Annotated in this window: 10 protein-coding genes and 1 tRNA gene; 7 read left to right on the plus strand and 4 right to left on the minus strand. The window is 38.3% G+C overall.

Going from position 1 to position 17,485, the window contains the following annotated elements; translation table 11 throughout:
• The first annotated feature begins 3 nt into the window (after positions 1–3).
• The 6 genes from K5G00_RS14495 to K5G00_RS14520 all read left to right on the plus strand — a co-directional run bounded on the left by K5G00_RS14495 (position 4) and on the right by K5G00_RS14520 (position 11,456).
• Positions 4–1,692 (plus strand): RagB/SusD family nutrient uptake outer membrane protein, encoded by a 1,689-nt coding sequence (locus tag K5G00_RS14495; RefSeq protein ID WP_238766900.1) that lies wholly within the window; start codon positions 4–6, stop codon positions 1,690–1,692.
• A 35-nt stretch (positions 1,693–1,727) separates the two neighbouring features.
• Positions 1,728–2,753 (plus strand): DUF4859 domain-containing protein, encoded by a 1,026-nt coding sequence (locus K5G00_RS14500; RefSeq protein WP_238766901.1) that lies wholly within the window; start codon positions 1,728–1,730, stop codon positions 2,751–2,753.
• A gap of 664 nt (positions 2,754–3,417) precedes the next feature.
• The gene (locus tag K5G00_RS14505) at positions 3,418–5,598 is read left to right on the plus strand and encodes a family 43 glycosylhydrolase (protein WP_238766902.1); all 2,181 of its coding nucleotides are present in this window, start codon (positions 3,418–3,420) and stop codon (positions 5,596–5,598) included.
• A 15-nt stretch (positions 5,599–5,613) separates the two neighbouring features.
• Complete coding sequence (locus K5G00_RS14510; protein WP_238766903.1) at positions 5,614–8,331, plus strand: DUF5695 domain-containing protein; 2,718 nt, start codon at positions 5,614–5,616, stop codon at positions 8,329–8,331.
• A 7-nt stretch (positions 8,332–8,338) separates the two neighbouring features.
• Complete coding sequence (locus K5G00_RS14515; protein ID WP_238766904.1) at positions 8,339–10,582, plus strand: S9 family peptidase; 2,244 nt, start codon at positions 8,339–8,341, stop codon at positions 10,580–10,582.
• Positions 10,583–10,601: 19 nt separating this feature from the next.
• The gene (locus tag K5G00_RS14520; RefSeq protein ID WP_238766905.1) at positions 10,602–11,456 is read left to right on the plus strand and encodes a hypothetical protein; all 855 of its coding nucleotides are present in this window, start codon (positions 10,602–10,604) and stop codon (positions 11,454–11,456) included.
• A gap of 175 nt (positions 11,457–11,631) precedes the next feature.
• On the opposite strand, the gene clpX is transcribed toward K5G00_RS14520, so the two are convergent.
• From clpX to K5G00_RS14540, 4 genes are all read right to left on the minus strand, one after another.
• Entirely contained in the window at positions 11,632–12,861 is a 1,230-nt protein-coding gene (gene clpX, locus K5G00_RS14525) for an ATP-dependent Clp protease ATP-binding subunit ClpX (protein WP_238766906.1), read from the minus strand.
• A 2-nt stretch (positions 12,862–12,863) separates the two neighbouring features.
• Positions 12,864–13,538, minus strand: coding sequence for an ATP-dependent Clp endopeptidase proteolytic subunit ClpP (clpP, locus tag K5G00_RS14530; RefSeq protein ID WP_238766907.1), 675 nt, complete (start codon positions 13,536–13,538; stop codon positions 12,864–12,866).
• 100 nt (positions 13,539–13,638) lie between these two features.
• A complete protein-coding gene (tig, locus tag K5G00_RS14535) occupies positions 13,639–15,000 on the minus strand; it encodes a trigger factor (RefSeq protein WP_238766908.1) in 1,362 nt (453 codons plus the stop codon).
• 85 nt (positions 15,001–15,085) lie between these two features.
• Positions 15,086–15,167 (minus strand) — tRNA-Leu (locus tag K5G00_RS14540).
• Between the two features lie 261 nt (positions 15,168–15,428).
• Here K5G00_RS14540 and K5G00_RS14545 point away from each other — a divergent pair.
• Positions 15,429–17,474 carry a DUF3858 domain-containing protein gene (locus tag K5G00_RS14545; protein WP_238766909.1) on the plus strand — a complete coding sequence of 682 codons (2,046 nt, stop codon included), beginning with the start codon at positions 15,429–15,431 and terminating at the stop codon, positions 17,472–17,474.
• Positions 17,475–17,485: the final 11 nt, after the last annotated feature.

Here is a 17,485-nt window from a genome sequence, read left to right on the forward strand (position 1 = left end):
AATATGAAAACGAAAATATATAAACTAATTCTGCTATCATTTTTGGGACTATGGGCGGCAGCAACTTTTACAAGATGTACCGATCTTGAAGAAACAATTTACGACACATTAGCAGCAGAAAAATATACCTTTTCTGAAAAAGACGCCGCAAGCTTGTTTTCTTCTGTTTACAGTAGTTTTAGAAATGTTTACTGGGGCTGGGAAGGTTACTGCGATATCCAGTGTGAATCATCTGATTTATGGTGTACACCGCTTCGTATCGAAATCGGATGGGGTACCCATTATGTGTCTCTCCATAAACACGAATTCCATGCAGGAATAAAGCATTTAAATACTGAATGGATTAATTGTTATTCAGGAATCAATGCCTGTAATAGTTTGCTGGCAGACGAAGCTGTACGAAGTTCCGAGCCAGCTGTTGCCCAATTAAGGGCATACAGAGCACTGTATTACTATGTATTATTTGATTTATTCCGTAATGTTCCTTTAGATACTACATACAATCATCCTGATGGTTGGTTACCAACTCAGGCACCGCCTCAGGATACCTGGGACTTTATTACTAATGAACTAAACGATATTAAAGGAAAGTGTGGTGAAGATAATAAAATGGGGAAAATGAGCGATTATGCGGTTAATATGCTTCTTGCAAAAATGTATATAAACCACAATGCATGGTTTAATGATTTTTCGGATAATTCGTATTACGGAATGGCAATTGATGAAGTCAATGAAGTAATAAATAGTGGAAGATTTTCACTTGCACCAAATTATAAGGATAATTTTAAACTAGACATATCTGTAAATCCGGAAATAATATTTGGTATTCCGATGGAAGAAAATTATGCAAGAGGAAACTATTATGCCAATAAATGGATACATACGGCCGGAAGAGCAGTATGGGATTTTAACGGTTGGGCCACAGGAGGCAGTACCGTTTTACCTCAATTCCTCGATACTTACGATGAAGACGACAGTCGTTATACAGATTGCTGGACATTAGGCCAACAATATGATCGTAGCGGAAATCCGATTATGGTGGAAGGAGAACCATTAATTTATACAAAAGAAATACACAGTGCAGATGACCCTGGCTGTTATGCATTTGAAGGAGGGCGTCTTATTAAATACGAGATTCTTTCCGGAGACTTAGGTACATATTACGATGATATTCCATTTTTCCGCCTTGCTGACGCGATGTTTATAAAAGCAGAGTGTTTATTGCGCCTTGGTGGCTACAAGGGTGAAGACCAGCAGATTGCAGCAGACCTGGTAACACAGGTTCGTCAACGGGCCTTTAAAGATAACCCGACCAAAGCAATTCGTACAGTTGACCAGCTAAAAGGAGGGAGCGTTTATGAATACGGCCACCGTGAGAATAAAGGAACGATGGGAGGAGAAGATAATTGGATTATTACGCATGAAGGAGGAGACGACATTGAATTGGGAGGCTTACTGGATGATCTTGCCTGGGAATTTGTAGCCGAACATCATCGCCGTCAGGATTTAATCCGTTTCAGGTTAACCGGTAAAAATCAAAATGTATATAATGGAAAATCATGGTTTTGTAAAGATGCAAAAGAAGTAGAGACTGATATTCATTGTAATATCTTTCCGATATTCCAGGAAGTACTTGATGGAAACAGTAATCTTGTTCAGAATCCAGGTTTTTCTTCCAGTGCAAGTGAATAATATATTCTTGTAATTATATTGAAAAAATAATCATTATGAAACGAAATTTTATATATATCATAATAACGAGTTTCATCTTCTTGTTCTCTGCATGCGACGATGTTATAGAAGATGCAACGAGTAAACACATTTATGGCGATAATGAGAATCCGTATTTAAGGGTAGATGTTGGTGCAACTGTAATAACTGATATGGAATTTGAGAAAGGTTATGTTGAACCAGATACATTAAACCTGAACGATTATGCTGACGTATTTCAGGAAAAGATGAATATGACGGTTGACCAGGTATTAAGCAGTCTGGAAGATGGATCCGTTGTTTTTGATAACATTAATATTACCCGGAACATCTGGACAAAAGCAGAAAAAACAAACAACTCATCAGGATGGTACTACAATTCTGCAGGGGGGCTATGTTCAGCAGACGATCCTGCTCAAACTGCAAGTATTGAACTCGACAAAGCAAATAAAAGTATTATTGTCGATATGAATGAAGCCGTTAGGGCAGGGATTGTACTTAACCTTAACGTAGGCTTTGCATTAGATGGACCTGATTACGATGATTATGTCCGCTTCTCTTTTAACCTTTCAGTAACCGATCCGGCTGTAATAATTGTAAGTGTAAATATCCCTGCAGGAGACTACGTTAATACGGGAATTAATTTTGCCGATTATGCTGAAAACATACAAACTACGATGGGAATGAGCGTTACAGAGTTTTTTGCAAACCTCGATTACAATGGAGATACGGGGGCACCTACCGAAGGAACTATTCACATGTATGTAGTGGATAATGAAACCGAAGAATGGGACGAAACCAGTGATTATACTGCTGAAGCGCCAGGTTACTGGTTAAATGCCGAAGGGGAAGTTAGTAATTGGACTAATACAGGTGAAGGTTTCAATATATATGCAAATACAAAACCCACCGGTTATGTTTTATTTATTGGCAGGGCTCCTGGTTTGGCCGCAGGAAGTAGTTATACTTTCAGTATAGGATATCGGGATACCGAGAATCTGGAAAATCATTTTCGTTTTGTTATAACAGCTACTTTAGAATAAATAGAGCTGTTTTATAGAGAAAAGGTTATTGACAAAATGGAGAGTTATCAATTAAAATGAATGTGCATAGGCCGGATATTTCCGGCTTATGCTAATTTAATATGCCCATATTTTACGCTTTCATATTGTTAAATAAGATAAATGTATTTGTCAGGAAAAGACTTAGTGGAACTTTTATGAATAAAATAGAGACAATTTGAATGTAACACCGTTCTGTTAATAAAGATTACAAACCTGTACGATAAAGGAAACTCGTATAAAATAATGCAATAATGAAACCGAAAAACCTTCTTTTTACTCTTGTTAGGTATTACTCTTTATGTTAATGCCAATACCTCTCAATCTGATTCTATTGATATTGGAATGGGAACGATGAAATTTTCAACAGTAATCATACCTATAAGACGCTGGATGAAGCGCATACCGAAAACAATTTCCGTTTTAATCATGGCATATTTTTGAGAGGATAATATAGATAAGAAGAAATAGACTTTGTCTACATAGAAACGAAAGGACTGATTTATATTAAGTATTCGTAGATGGGAATGTAAATGAATATCAAATTTTACGAATGAGTTAAGTATTTTTCTGAACTCAGGTAAATTTCTTTTATCAGAAAGCAGAGATGGAATATGTTAATTAATTTTGAGTAAAAAGTTGAAAAATGACAAGGACTGCTATAGCGTCATTGCTAAAAAGAAATAACCACATACTTTTGTTGTTAATTGCTTTTGCTACGCTGAATTACTCATGCGGGCGAAGTGAAAATGCTTCTTCCTCAAAAAGCAATCCATTACTCCCCGGATATTTTGCCGATCCAACCATTAAAAAGTTTGGTGATACATATTATCTTTATGCAACAACCGATGGTATTAAACTGGCTTCCGGTGAGCCGCAAATATGGATAAGCAAAGATTTTGTAAACTGGTACAACTATGAAATGGATATTGAATTACCGGAAGGACTCACCAATTGCTGGGCGCCCGATGTTGTTGAGGGTCGCGATGGACATTACTATTATTTTATGGGAAACTGCCAGTTTGGGTGTAATATCTATGGTTATGTTTCCGACTCACCAATGGGGCCGTGGAAACCTATTCAAGATGGTGAGGCTGTTATTCCGGTAGGAACGTCAAGAGAACATCTGCCTGCTCTGGATGCACAATTTTTCAACGACGACAACGGCGATTTGTATTCCTATTTCGGAACATGGTGTACGTCTTTTGGCGGGATGGGCTGGGTGAAATTTAATCCAGATAATTTTGCCATTGCAAAGGAAGGTTTTATCCCTATAGAGCAAATTCCGGAAGCCTTTGAAGCTGCGTACATGATAAAGCGTGACAGCACTTACTTTCTGATGTATTCAGCAGGTGATTGCCGCTTGAGTAGCTACTCTGTTCATTACGCCTGGTCAAACAGTCCGGAAGGGCCATTTGTATATGGCAAAAACAATCCCTTACTGGTTAGCAACGAGGATGGTACAATTGATGGTCCAGGGCACCATTCCATTTTAAAAGAAGGTGATGATTATTATATTTTGTATCACCGCCATGACAATCCGCACAGTACAGGAGGCGAATTCCGTCAGGTGTGCGTCGATAAATTATATTTTCCCGGCAGTCATACCATTGAAAAAATTACTCCCACGCATTCCGGTATCGGTTATCTTGGAAAAGGTTCCGTTTCGGCGAAAGACCTGGCTGTAGAGGCAAGCGTTTCTGCCTCGTCGTATTATCATCTGAAATCGATGGCAACACGATACACAGGTGCTCCTGTCGATTTTGAATATGTACCGGAATATGCCGTGGATAACAACAACGGAACCATGTGGAAAGCCGCATCGGCAAAACTGCCTCAAACGTTAACCATCGATTTGGGAAAAACAGAAAAGATAGAACGAATCGCTACTCAGTTTGAATACCCCACTTTTTATTATCAATATAAAATTGAAGTTTCAGTTGACGGGACTAACTGGGAAATTTTTGCCGACAAAACAGCAAACAGAAGAAGTGGTTCTCCAATGATTGATGATAAAACGACAAAAAGCCGTTTTGTAAAACTGACAGTTACCGGGACAGAAAAGTCAGGCATGTTTCCTGCTGTTTGGAATATTAAAATTTATGACGATACTTTTGAAGTTCCTTCGTATCAGAATAAGGAAATACTAAACGAAGGTTGCATAGAAAGCACAAATTCGTTGTTGGTTGATTTGAATGCAGAGACTTTTCCGCAAGGGAAACCGGATAGCAATTTATCAAATTCCGGGGCTTTGAAAGGAGAGTTTATATTTGAAGGAAATCCTGAGATTAAAGAAATTCAAAAGGTAAAAGCGTTTTATTTTGACGGAAAGAGCTTTTTGAAACTGGATAAAACAGCTCCCAAAAGTCTGGACTGGAATTCTCCTTTTACAGTTAGTACATGGGTTTATAATCCTGAAATCGGCCAGGGTGAATGTGTGGTGGCGTGGAACACCCGCGAAAATATGCTGCAATCGTCTTATGCTGCGTTGATGTACGGAAAGGGAAATTATGGAGCTATGGCTCATGGCGATGGAGCTGTTGATCTTCCTTATAAAAATATTCCTCAAAAAGGACGGTGGCATCATATTCTTGTTACCTTCGACGGTATGTTGGAGTCGGTTTTCGTAGATGGAAAATTAGACACACAAATACCAATTAGCTTGTTTGTAAAAGCTGATGAAATTTTGATAGGAGCATCTGGAGATCCCTCCGAGAATTTCACAGGATATATTTCGAGAGTGCAGCTTTATGATAAGGCTTTTTTACAAAATGAAATTTATTCCGTATTAAAAGAAACAAAACCATTGGGAATTAAATGGAAATAATAAAAAGAAACGATAATGAAATCTAGAAATATGGTTGTAATGTTATTGTGTTGGATGTTAAGCTGGAGTTTCTCACCGTCTGCGGCTTTGATTGCCACACTTCAGATTCCGGCATCAGATTCACTTAACCTCGAGATGGGCTCGGTAAAATTTTCTACTCCTGAATTTAATATCGAGTTGTTGAAATCGTCACAAACAGTTTTGGGATTGCACCCGGCATCTGAGCCTGATTTCGATTTTACACCAGGAAACCTCCTTTCACGAAGAAAGAAAGCTGGTTTTTATCATTTGGGTGACATTAATTTCAAACTGAAAGCGCCTGGAGATAAAGAATGGAGCAGTTACTCATCAGCTGCTTCAAGAAAAGATGTGAGGGAAATTGCCTCAAGTGATGAGTATGTTTTGGCAGCTTCCGATCTTTCTCCACTTTTCCCTGAAAATACGCCAGTAAAAATAAATCGTTACTGGGAAAATCACGACGGGAATATTGTTCTCCGTTTTGAATTCAAAAATATCTCAAAAAAAACACTTGAAATCGGGGCGTTGGGAATACCAATGATTTTTAATAATAACCTCAGTGGAAAATCGCTTGACGAAGCGCATTCGGAAAATGTATTTTTTGATCCTTATATCGGCAAAGATGCCGGGTATTTACAAGTAATTCGGTTAAAAGGCAGCGGGCCGGTTTTACTGGTGGTACCATACGGAGATTCTCCTTTTGAGGCATACAACCCATTACTCGATGATCCAACCCGGCGCGGAATTACTTTTGAAGGATTTCATGAATGGATGATTCATTCGAAAGCATATGCTGAAACTGAATGGAAAGATGCAACACCATGGAACGAACCCACCTCTTTAATTTTAAAGCCAGGTAAAACTCATTCTTGCGGGGTGAAATTTTTGTTGGCCGATTCGGTACAGAAAATAGAGAAAACATTAGCTGAAAACAAGCGACCTGTTGCCGTCGGTATTCCAGGCTATGTTTTGCCACAGGATGTTAACGCAGATTTATTTTTGAAGTATGATAGAAAAGTAAAGAAGATTCAGATTGAACCGGACGGCGCCCTGAAAATTACTAAAAAAGAAAATACGCCAAATGGATGGCAGAAGTATACAATAAATGGTTTGAAGTGGGGTAGAGCAAGATTAACGGTTGTCTATGCCGACGGGCTGCAGCAAACAATAAATTATAAGGTAATTAAATCGGAAGAGCAGGTGGTTGCTGATAACGGTCATTTCCTCACAACAGAACAGTGGTTTGACAAGCAAAATGATCTTTTTGATCGTTCTCCGTCTGTGATTACATATGATTATGAAACAAAACAAAAGGTTACACAAAATAGCAGGGCCTGGATTTGTGGCCTTGGTGATGAAGGTGGTTCCGGAGCCTGGCTAAATGCCATAATGAAACAGTTTGTGGAACCCAATAAGAAGGAGGTTGCCAAACTGGAAAATTTTATTCAGCAAACTTTGTGGGGAGGAATTCAGTACAACGAAGGCAAATTAAAATATGGAGTAAGGAAAAGTATGTTTTATTATCAGCCCGACTCTATGCCGGCCGGCACTTACAGTAGCGATGTTAATTTTGGAACCTGGGCAGCCTGGGATAAAGAACATGCCATGTCGGTAGGGCGTTCGTACAATTACCCCCATGTTGCAGCAGCGCATTGGGTAATGTACAGGTTATCCCGGAATTATGAAGGTTTGGTTACACAGAAAAACTGGGATTGGTATTTGTTAAACGCATATCAAACGTCAATGGCCATGGTAGAACTGGCACCTTATTATGCTCAGTTTGGACAAATGGAAGGCTCTGTATTTATTCACATTCTGGAAGATTTAAAAACGGAAGGATTATGGGAATATGCGCGCAAACTGGAAGGAAAAATGAAAGAGCGTGCCGATCATTGGGCTACGCTTAATTATCCTTTTGGAAGTGAAATGCCCTGGGATTCCACCGGGCAGGAAGAAGTTTACATGTGGTCGGATTATTTTGGTCTGGATGATAAGGCAGAAACAACTCTAAAAGCAATTTTGGCATATATGCCAACCATTCCGCATTGGGCATACAATGGTAATGCCCGGCGGTACTGGGATTTTCTGTATGGAGGAAAGCTTTCTCGGGTGGAACGACAGATTCACCATTACGGGTCAGGACTGAATGCCATCCCGGTTTTGAAGGAATACCGGGAGAATCCCGACAATTTATATCTACTCCGCGTCGGTTACGGAGGAGTTTTAGGAACACTTTCAAATATAACACAGGATGGATTTGCTCCTTGTGCTTTTCACTCATTTCCTTCAACTTTAAAAAATGATGGCATTTCGGGTGATTACGGACCCGGTTTTTACGGTTATGCAGTGAATTCTTCAACTTTTATTACGCATGACGAAGAGTTTGGTTGGCTTGCTTTTGGCGGAAATATAAATGTAGATAATGGTGTTGTTAATGTAGAACTGACTACTGCAGCAAAATCACGTGTTTTTATTTCGCCGCTAAAATTATGGCTAACACTTGAAGCGGGAGAATTTGAGTCGGTTTTCTATAATCAAAATAACGGAGAAGTGAGTTTCGAATTAAAAGAAGCAAATGACTTTACACCCAAAGCCTATTTGAAAATTGAAAGTTATGGAGATAGTGAACCAAAACCAGAATCGTACTCAAAAAACGCGCGGAATCTTTATGAAATCAAGTTACAGGATTCGCCATTAAAAGTAAATCTTAACTAGAAAAAAAATGAATAGTTCAATGTCACGTATTATTTTAAGTTTTGTACTTTTTTTTGTTTTAGAAGCACATGCTCAGGTAACAGAAGAAGACTATGCACACGCTGATTCGGTAATGAAACTGTCGAATCTTGTTTATAACCAGATTTCAAATGTAAATTGGGTCGATTCTACTCAAATTCTGTGGTACGCAACCAAAACCAGAAACGGGGTGGAATATACATTTGCAGATGCTCAAAAGAAAACCAAAAAATCGGCATTTGATACGGAACGGCTGGTTGAAGCAATTAACAAACTTCTTGATAAAAAAGAAACAAAGCAGTCCCTTCGTCTGGGCGATTTAAAACCGGGAACCCGGAAAAACAGTTTGCAATTTTCGTATGATAATGCTTTCTGGACATTCAACACAAGAGATTATACGCTTCAGAAAGATTCACTTATAAAACCACGGAAACGTCGGGGATACTGGGGAGGTTCTTTTGATGAGCTGGGGAACGATCCGGTACCTTCTCCGGATAGTGTTTGGACGGCTTTTATCAAAAATTACAATGTTTATGTAAAAGGTAAAGGTGGTAAAACACATCAGTTAAGTTTCGATGGTTCGCCGGGCGATTACTATTCATCCTATTTTTTCTGGTCTCCTGATTCTAAAAAACTAGCTGTTAATAAGGTTCGAAAAAATGAGCCGCGTGAGATATTTTTTGTAGAATCAGCCCCCGATTCACAACTTCAACCTGAGTTACACAAACGAAATTATTTGAAACCTGGTGATGCCCTCCCCATTAAACATCCATCTTTGTTCGATGTGGAGAGTTTAAAACAAATTCCGGTAGATAGCAAAGCTTTTGAATTTCAGTATAGTCTTTCCAATCCTAAATGGAATAAAACAGGCTCGGCTTTTACTTTTGAATACAATCAACGGGGGCATCAGGTTTATCAAATCGTAAAAGTAGATGCAGAAACCGGGAGAATACAAGTTGTCATTGACGAAACAAGCAAAACCTTTATCGATTACAGCGGTAAGCGCTATCGGTACGATTTGGAAGACAGCAACGAAATAATTTGGGCTTCGGAACGCGATGGTTGGAATCATTTGTATCTGTTTGATTCGAATACAGGCAAACTAAAAAATCAGATAACAAAAGGAGAATGGGTGGTTCGAGATGTATTGCATGTGGATAAAAAGAACAAGACAATTTATTTTTATGGTTCTGGCAAAAACGACGATGAAGATCCCTATTTTAAACATTGTTACAAAATTAATTTTGATGGCAGCGGACTACTAGACCTGACTCCTGAGAAAATGGAGCATGATGTCACCTTCTCAAAAAACTTCGATTATTTTACGGATACCTATTCAACGGTTGAAGTTCCACCTGTGACCGTCTTGCGCAGTGCCGAGGATGGCCAAGTAGTTTTGGAACTGGAAAAAGCGGATATTGATGACTTGAAAGAAAAGGGATGGATTGCACCGGAGCCTTTTGTCGCAAAAGGGCGCGATGGCAAAACAGATATATGGGGAAATATTTATCGTCCAACAAATTTTGATAAAAATAAGTCTTACCCGGTTATAGAATACATTTATGCGGGGCCGCAAAGTTCGTTTGTCCAGAAAAATTTCCGACCTGTCAGTTATACGTTTTCGGGACTAGCCGAATTGGGATTTATCATTGTTCAAATGGACGGAATGGGAACCTCTAACCGTTCGAAGGCTTTTCACGATGTTTGCTGGAAGAACCTGAAAGATGCAGGTTTTCCCGATCGCATTCTTTGGATGAAAGCTGCGGCAAAGAAATACAAATACATGGATATTGGTCGTGTTGGTATTTTTGGAGGCTCAGCAGGCGGACAAAATGCATTGGCGGGTTTACTTTTTTATCCTGATTTTTATAAAGCAGGTGCTGCTTCCTGTGGATGCCATGACAACCGAATGGACAAAATGTGGTGGAACGAACAATGGATGGGCTACCCGATTGGCCCTCAGTATGAAGAATGTTCCAATGTAGTAAATGCAGAAAATCTGCAAGGCCGTCTTTTATTGATTGTTGGAGAGGTGGATGATAATGTCGACCCGGCTTCTACTATGCAGGTGGCCGATGCACTGATTAAAGCAAAAAAGGATTTTGAACTCGTTGTTCTTCCCGGAGTAAATCATACTTTGGGAGGTGAATATGGCGAGCAAAAACGGCGCGATTTTTTTATACAAAATCTGTTAAACAAAAAGACTCCTGACTGGAATACTGTACCGAAATAAAATACATTCAATACAAAAAATGAAGAAATCTGTCTTAAAAAAAATAGCAAATTTCCTGTTGGTAATTTTTGCAGCAAGCTTTCTGCCGTTAGAACTGCTGGCCAATACTCGAGTTGAAAAAAATAGAAATAGCGATGGAGAATATTTGATTTCTGCACCTCCTGAAGAATTGAATTTAGATCCTTTTTATAAAAAATATGCTAATGTGAACGGCATTCATGTAATGAGTTCTCACCGGGTACCTGATTCTGCATTTGTAGTAGCTTGCGCGATAGTTGATTTTATGACCGATGGGCTCCCAGAGCCGGTGTTAAATCAAATGGTTAAGCTGAAAACAAGAGTGGGAATTATGGCACGTTATGAAGGAACCACCGATATTCCGGAACACGCTTATTTGGTTAACGATACCACTTTAAATTGGGATGTACGTGCGAGAGGGTTAGGAGGAACAGTACATTTGCCTTTGACCACATGTGCTGAAGAAAACTTGCTTTGCTATCAGATTGATAAATACCACGCTGAGGATATTTTAATTCACGAGTTTTCTCACACCATTCATGGCGTTGGAATTATGCCCATCGATTCCGCTTTTAACGGTTTGTTGCAGGAAAAACTTGATGCAGCTATAGCGCAGGGGAAATACAAAAATACATACGCCGCAACCAATATATGGGAATATTGGGCTGAAGGAGTACAAAACTGGTTTAATGTAAATGCCGAAGTGAAACAGCCTGACGGAAAACACAATTGGGTAAATACACGGGATGATATGAAAAAATACGATCCGGATTTGTATGAGATTCTAGGTCGCTATTTTCCTGATTTTGAAACAAGTCCTTCTTGTCACGATGCAGCTAATTTGTATGTCGAATAGGTTGAGTATCTTATTCGGATGGAATCAGGCAGAATAATGGTACATTGATTTAAGTTCGGGTTTATTCATAAGTTGATTTCTAATTGAAGACGGGGTGATTTTTCATCCCGTTTTGCTTAAAAGCAAAAAAGGAGCCAAAACTTGACTCCTTTTTATATTATTATTTGAAATATTTCTATCCGGCTTTTAAGCGTTGACTTGAGCGGAGTAACTTTTCCTCGGCATATTCTTTCGAGATCGTAAGCACATCTATCTTTTCCGAGGGAGAGTCAAACATTGCATCATTCATAATGCTTTCACAAATCGAACGCAATCCTCTGGCTCCCAGTTTGAATTCAACTGCTTTTTCAACTATAAAATGTAAAGCATCTTCCTCAAACTCGAGTTTAATGTCATCAATCTGGAATAATTTTTTGTATTGTTTTATAACCGAGTTTTTAGGCTCAGTTAAAATTCTTCGTAAAGCTTCTGCATCAAGTGGATCCAGATGAACCAAAACAGGCAAGCGTCCAATAATTTCGGGTATTAATCCAAATGATTTTAAATCCTGAGGTGAAATATACTGTAAGAGATTTTCACGTTCAATTCTGTCTGTTTCTTTGGCGGCACTGTACCCTATTACTTTTGTATTTAAACGGTTTGCGATTTTTCGTTCAATACCATCAAAAGCTCCGCCGCATATAAACAGTATATTTTTTGTATCAACAGGTATTAACTTTTGTTCCGGATGTTTACGACCGCCCTGCGGAGGAACATTAACAATTGACCCTTCCAGTAGTTTTAACAGCCCTTGCTGAACGCCTTCTCCTGAAACATCACGGGTTATCGACGGGTTATCACTTTTACGTGCTATTTTATCAATTTCGTCAACAAATACAATTCCACGTTCAGCTGCTTCAACATTATAATCGGCGGCCTGTAAAAGCCGTGTAAGTAAACTTTCAATGTCTTCGCCAACGTATCCTGCTTCAGTCAGTACGGTTGCATCTACAATCGTGAATGGCACGTGCAACATTTTTGCAATGGTTCTCGCCAGTAAGGTTTTTCCTGTGCCTGTTTCTCCAACCAGAATAATATTGGATTTTTCTATTTCCGTTTCATCATCATCAAAAGGTTGAGTAAGCCTTTTGTAATGGTTATAAACCGAAACAGAAAGAATTTTTTTTGCCTGGTCTTGTCCTATCACATACTGGTCGAGAAATTCTTTAATCTCTTTGGGTTTCAGTAATTTTGCCCCGTCAAGGTCAAAAGAACTGTCTTTTTTTATTTCTTCCTGAATAATGGAGTGTGCTTGTTCTGCACAACGGTCACAAATATGTCCGTCAATACCCGCAATCAGCAGATTAACTTCTCTTTTCTCGCGGCCGCAAAAGGAACACTTATCCATTTTATCTTTACCTGCCATCTTTAATTATTTCGAAGTAAAATTTCGTCGATCATTCCGTATTTTACTGCTTCTTCCGAAGTCATCCAATAATCCCTGTCGGAATCCTTTTCAACTTGTTCATACGATTTTCCGGAATGTTCAGCAATAATCATGTATAGTTCTTTTTTAATTTTTAATATTTCACGCGCCGTAATTTCAATGTCGGAAGCTTGTCCTTGTGCTCCTCCCATCGGCTGGTGAATCATGATTCTTGAATGCTTTAACGCAGAACGCTTGCCTTTTGTTCCCGCTGTTAATAAAACAGCACCCATCGAAGCTGCCATTCCTGTGCAAATGGTTGCTATATCTGCCGTTATATATTGCATGGTGTCGTATATTCCAAGTCCGGCGTGTACTGATCCTCCGGGGGTGTTAAAATAAATCTGAATGTCTTTCGACGGGTCTGTCGATTCCAGAAACAGCAGTTGAGCCTGAATAATATTGGCAACAGTATCATCAATCGGTACGCCCAAAAAGATAATCCTGTCCATCATTAATCTTGAAAATACATCCATGGATGCAACGTTTAACTGACGTTCCTCAATAATTGTCGGAGAAATATAACTCCCGTACATTGAGGAATATCTTTCCATTGTTAAACTGCTTATCCCCTTATGTTTTGTTGCGTATTTTTTAAATTCGTTATGATCTTTCATGATAATAAAACTAATATAAAAAAAATAACTTTGTAATACTCGTTTTAATAACGGGTTACAAAGTTACAAAAAAGTTTTTTGCTGAATGTTTCAGCAAACTTTATTTCATCATTTCATTAAATTCTTCCTGCGAAACTTCTTTTTCCTGAATATTGACTTTTTCTTTTACAACCTCAATAACTTTGTCTTCATAAAGTTTTTTGTAAATACGTTCGCTTTCTTCAGGTTTCTCCATTATCATTTTTGCGAACGATTCGAGCTGTTCTTCAGGAACATCGTGAATGCCATACTGACTGTATTGTGCACGCGCCAGTTGTTTGGCAAAATCCTGGGTCTCTTCAGGTGTAACTTTTAACTCGTTTTCTTTGATTATAGAATCTTTAATCAACTGCCATTGCAAATCTTTGATAAAATATTCAAATTCGTTTTCGATTTGTTCCTCGGTAACGTCTTTATTATCCTTGTTTGCTGCAATCAGCCATCGTTTAAGGAAAGTTTCGGGAAGTTCAACTTTTATTTTCTCAAGCAGTGTGTCGCGTGTGTCAACTGTAAATTTCTGATCAGAAGAGTAAACCAGGTTGGCTGCTATTTCTTCTTTTATTTTATTTCTGAAATCTTCAACAGTTTTAATTTCTGTTTCTTCTCCGTACACTTTTTTGAATAACTCCTCGTTTATTTCCGCTTTTTCAAACTGAAGAATTTCGGTGATGGTAAACTTAAATTCGCTGTTCAGTTCGTCTGCTTCCTCGTGTTTTATGTTTAACATGTGGCCCACTTCGTGACGGTTGTCAAAAGCCTTTACCGGGTCAAAAACCAAAGTGTCGTCTTTTTTTCGGCCAACAAAAGCATTTTTGATTTCTTCATCTTTAATCATGTCAATTCCCAAAAGAATACCTGTGGGCTGGATTCCATCTTCAACCGGCTCTCCGTTTTCATCCAACTGAACAAAATCACCGCGTACCGAACTGTTATCCTTTACTTCTTCAACCGGAACATTTTGTCCCAATTGCGATGCTATCATGTCAACCTGTTGGTCGATCATTTCTTCTGAAACAGCGATTTTGTAGTAGTCGTATTTACTTCTTTTGTCGAGTGTAACTTTAACTTCCGGTGCCAAAGCAATGTCAAAAACAAATTCAAAATCTTCATCTGTATCCCAGTTGATGCTTTTTTGCTGTTCTTCGTTTGGAAGTGGTTCTCCCAGAATATTCAGTTTTTCTTCAACCAGGTATTTTGATAAACTCTGCGAAAGGACTTTGTTTACCTCTTCTACAAGAACCGCAGTTCCAAATCTTTTTTTAATAAGTCCTGCCGGAACTTTTCCCGGTCTGAATCCGGGAACAGATGCTTTCTGACGGTAATCTTTTAACGTATCGTTAACAGCTTTTTCGTAATCAGCTTTTTCAATCCCAACTTTAATTACCGCATTTACATCGTCGATATTTTCCCTGGTGATGTTCATAATTGATAAAAATTAAATTCAAATGCCTGTATGTAAATAACCGCCAACACTTACCTGTAAAGGAAGGTCGGCGGTTTTTTATTTGTGCGGACGAAGGGACTCGAACCCCCACGCCGTATGGCACTAGATCCTAAGTCTAGCGCGTCTACCAATTCCGCCACGTCCGCAAATTGCGGCGCAAATGTAATTATTTTTTTTTAATAGGAAAAATAAATCGTAATAAGTTGATGGTTCTTTTTCTGTATATATATGCGTGTGATTTTTATTTTGTTATGAATTTTTCAATAATACTTCAGAGTATCTCTTTGTTGGCTTTGTTATGTTTTTGCCGAATGATATAAAACATCTTTGTTCGTGCTGATATAACGTTTTTATTAAGTATTTTCGGTAGCAAAATCATAATACCAAACATATTAATACCAAAAATCATGTTTATAACTAAGCCTCAGTACATCAGTTTATTGTTTTTTTTGATGGTCGGAAACGTTTTGCTTGCTCAAGAGCTACCTAAATTTAAATTTGGAAAAATTGACAAAGAAGAATTGGAAATTACTACATGTGATATCGACACCTCCGCACATGCTTTTTTTCTTTTTGATGTTGGTGAATCACGCATTGAGTATAATCAATCAATAGGTTTTCAGATAAAATTTACCAGGCATTGTGCGATCAAAATTTTGACAAAATCGGCTTATGACTATGCAAGCTTTAAAATACCTGTTTATGAAGCGACATCGAGTCGGGCAGAGGAAAAGGTCACTAAAATAAAGGCAGTAACTTATAACCTCGAAGAAGGGAAAGTAAGAGAGACCGACCTGGATAAAAAGGATATTTTTACAGAAGAGGAAGATGAGAACTGGAGTAATGTAAGCTTTACAATGCCTAATGTTGTGGAGGGTTCTGTGATTGAAGTTGAATATTCCATAACATCCGATTTTTTGTGGAATCTACCTATGTGGAGGTTTCAGTACGAAATCCCGTCGAGATGGAGCATTCTGGAGACCAATATTCCGGAATATTTTAATTATAGTAAGGAAATGAAGGGCTACGTCCCTTTATATGCCCAGGAAAGTGTATCGAAAAATGATAAAATTATTTTTAATACGGTTACCAGACAAATGAATGGAGGTTTTAGCGGAGTATCTCATCAATACAGCAACGGCCAGATTGATTTTATTTGCCATTCTGAGATTTTTGCATCAAAAGATATTCCTGCTTTTAAAAGTGAAGCATATATTGATGCGATAGAAAATTACACCTCAGCTATTATTTTTGAATTACAGTCTACGAGATTCCCGAATCAGCCAATAAAAACATATACAACTACATGGGAAGAAATTGGGAGAAGCCTGATGGAGGATGAGGACTTTGGAAAACAACTAAAAGCTGTTAAAGCAGCCAAAGATATTGTTGCAGAATTGGGGTTGGATGGACTATCAAATATGGAGAAATCAAAAAAGATTTTTAAATACGTGAAGAATTCGGCTACGTGGAATAAAGGATATACCAAATTCTGCAGCAACGTAAAACAGGTTTTTAAAGAAGGTGTAGGAACCAGCGGTGATATTAATATGATGCTGATTAATCTTCTTGACGCTGCCGGCATAGAAGTGCACCCGGTTTTACTTAAAACGAGATATGCCGGAAAATTACTTTTCTTTCACCCTTCATTATCGTCACTCAATTATCTGATAGCAGCAGTAAAAATTGATAGTGAAACTTATTTGCTTGATGCCACCGAAAAAGAAATCCCCTTTGGATTAATTCCTGAAAGGTGCATAAACGATAAAGGTCTTTTGGTTTTTGATGATGGAAAATTTGAGTGGCTTGATTTGAGTTCAAAAAGTTACTCGACGCATACCGCCTTTGGAGAAATCTCCATCAATGAAGATGGGGAACTGGATGTAAAACTAAATAATAGGCGCAACGGATATCTTGCTTTCGACCGGCGACAGAGCCTGGATATGGACAAAGATGAAATTATTGAGAATTTTGAAAAAGACCATACCGGATTTTTTGTCGAAGATTACGAGATAACCAATTTGGATAAATACGAGGAATACCTTCAGGAAGAAATAATTGGAGCTGTTAGCGATAAAACTACCGTTGCCGGAGACATGATGTACTTTAATCCGTGCTTGTTTGAGAAATTCGATGAGAATCCGTTTAAGCTTGAAGAACGAAAATACCCGGTAGATTTTGCTTATCCGTTAAATAACAAATTAACATTTTCGTTTACTGTGCCCGAAAATTGGACGGTTGAAAGTATTCCTGAAAATATAACGATGGGATTGCCCGACAATGCAGGAAAATTTCTTTATAGTATTCAACAGATGGGAAACAGAATTATTTTTAACCAGTCGTTAACTATCTCCAATTCAATATTTCTCCCCCAGCAATACAAGAGTCTTAAAGAGTTTTTCAGGCTGCTTGTGGATAAGCAAAATGAGCAAATTGTTTTGAAGAAAATTTAATCTGACCCAAT

Source organism: Maribellus maritimus, from assembly GCF_022267315.1.
GTDB lineage: Bacteria > Bacteroidota > Bacteroidia > Bacteroidales > Prolixibacteraceae > Draconibacterium > Draconibacterium maritimum.

Bases quoted from the DNA above. Each gene is read 5' to 3' on its own strand.
- K5G00_RS14545 (WP_238766909.1), top strand. From the start codon at position 15,429: ATGTTTATAACTAAGCCTCAGTACATCAGTTTATTGTTTTTTTTGATG.
- K5G00_RS14510 (WP_238766903.1), top strand. From the start codon at position 5,614: ATGAAATCTAGAAATATGGTTGTAATGTTATTGTGTTGGATGTTAAGC.
- K5G00_RS14515 (WP_238766904.1), top strand. From the start codon at position 8,339: ATGAATAGTTCAATGTCACGTATTATTTTAAGTTTTGTACTTTTTTTT.
- K5G00_RS14500 (WP_238766901.1), top strand. From the start codon at position 1,728: ATGAAACGAAATTTTATATATATCATAATAACGAGTTTCATCTTCTTG.
- K5G00_RS14520 (WP_238766905.1), top strand. From the start codon at position 10,602: ATGAAGAAATCTGTCTTAAAAAAAATAGCAAATTTCCTGTTGGTAATT.
- K5G00_RS14495 (WP_238766900.1), top strand. From the start codon at position 4: ATGAAAACGAAAATATATAAACTAATTCTGCTATCATTTTTGGGACTA.
- clpP (WP_238766907.1), bottom strand. From the start codon at position 13,538: ATGAAAGATCATAACGAATTTAAAAAATACGCAACAAAACATAAGGGG.
- tig (WP_238766908.1), bottom strand. From the start codon at position 15,000: ATGAACATCACCAGGGAAAATATCGACGATGTAAATGCGGTAATTAAA.
- clpX (WP_238766906.1), bottom strand. From the start codon at position 12,861: ATGGCAGGTAAAGATAAAATGGATAAGTGTTCCTTTTGCGGCCGCGAG.
- K5G00_RS14505 (WP_238766902.1), top strand. From the start codon at position 3,418: ATGACAAGGACTGCTATAGCGTCATTGCTAAAAAGAAATAACCACATA.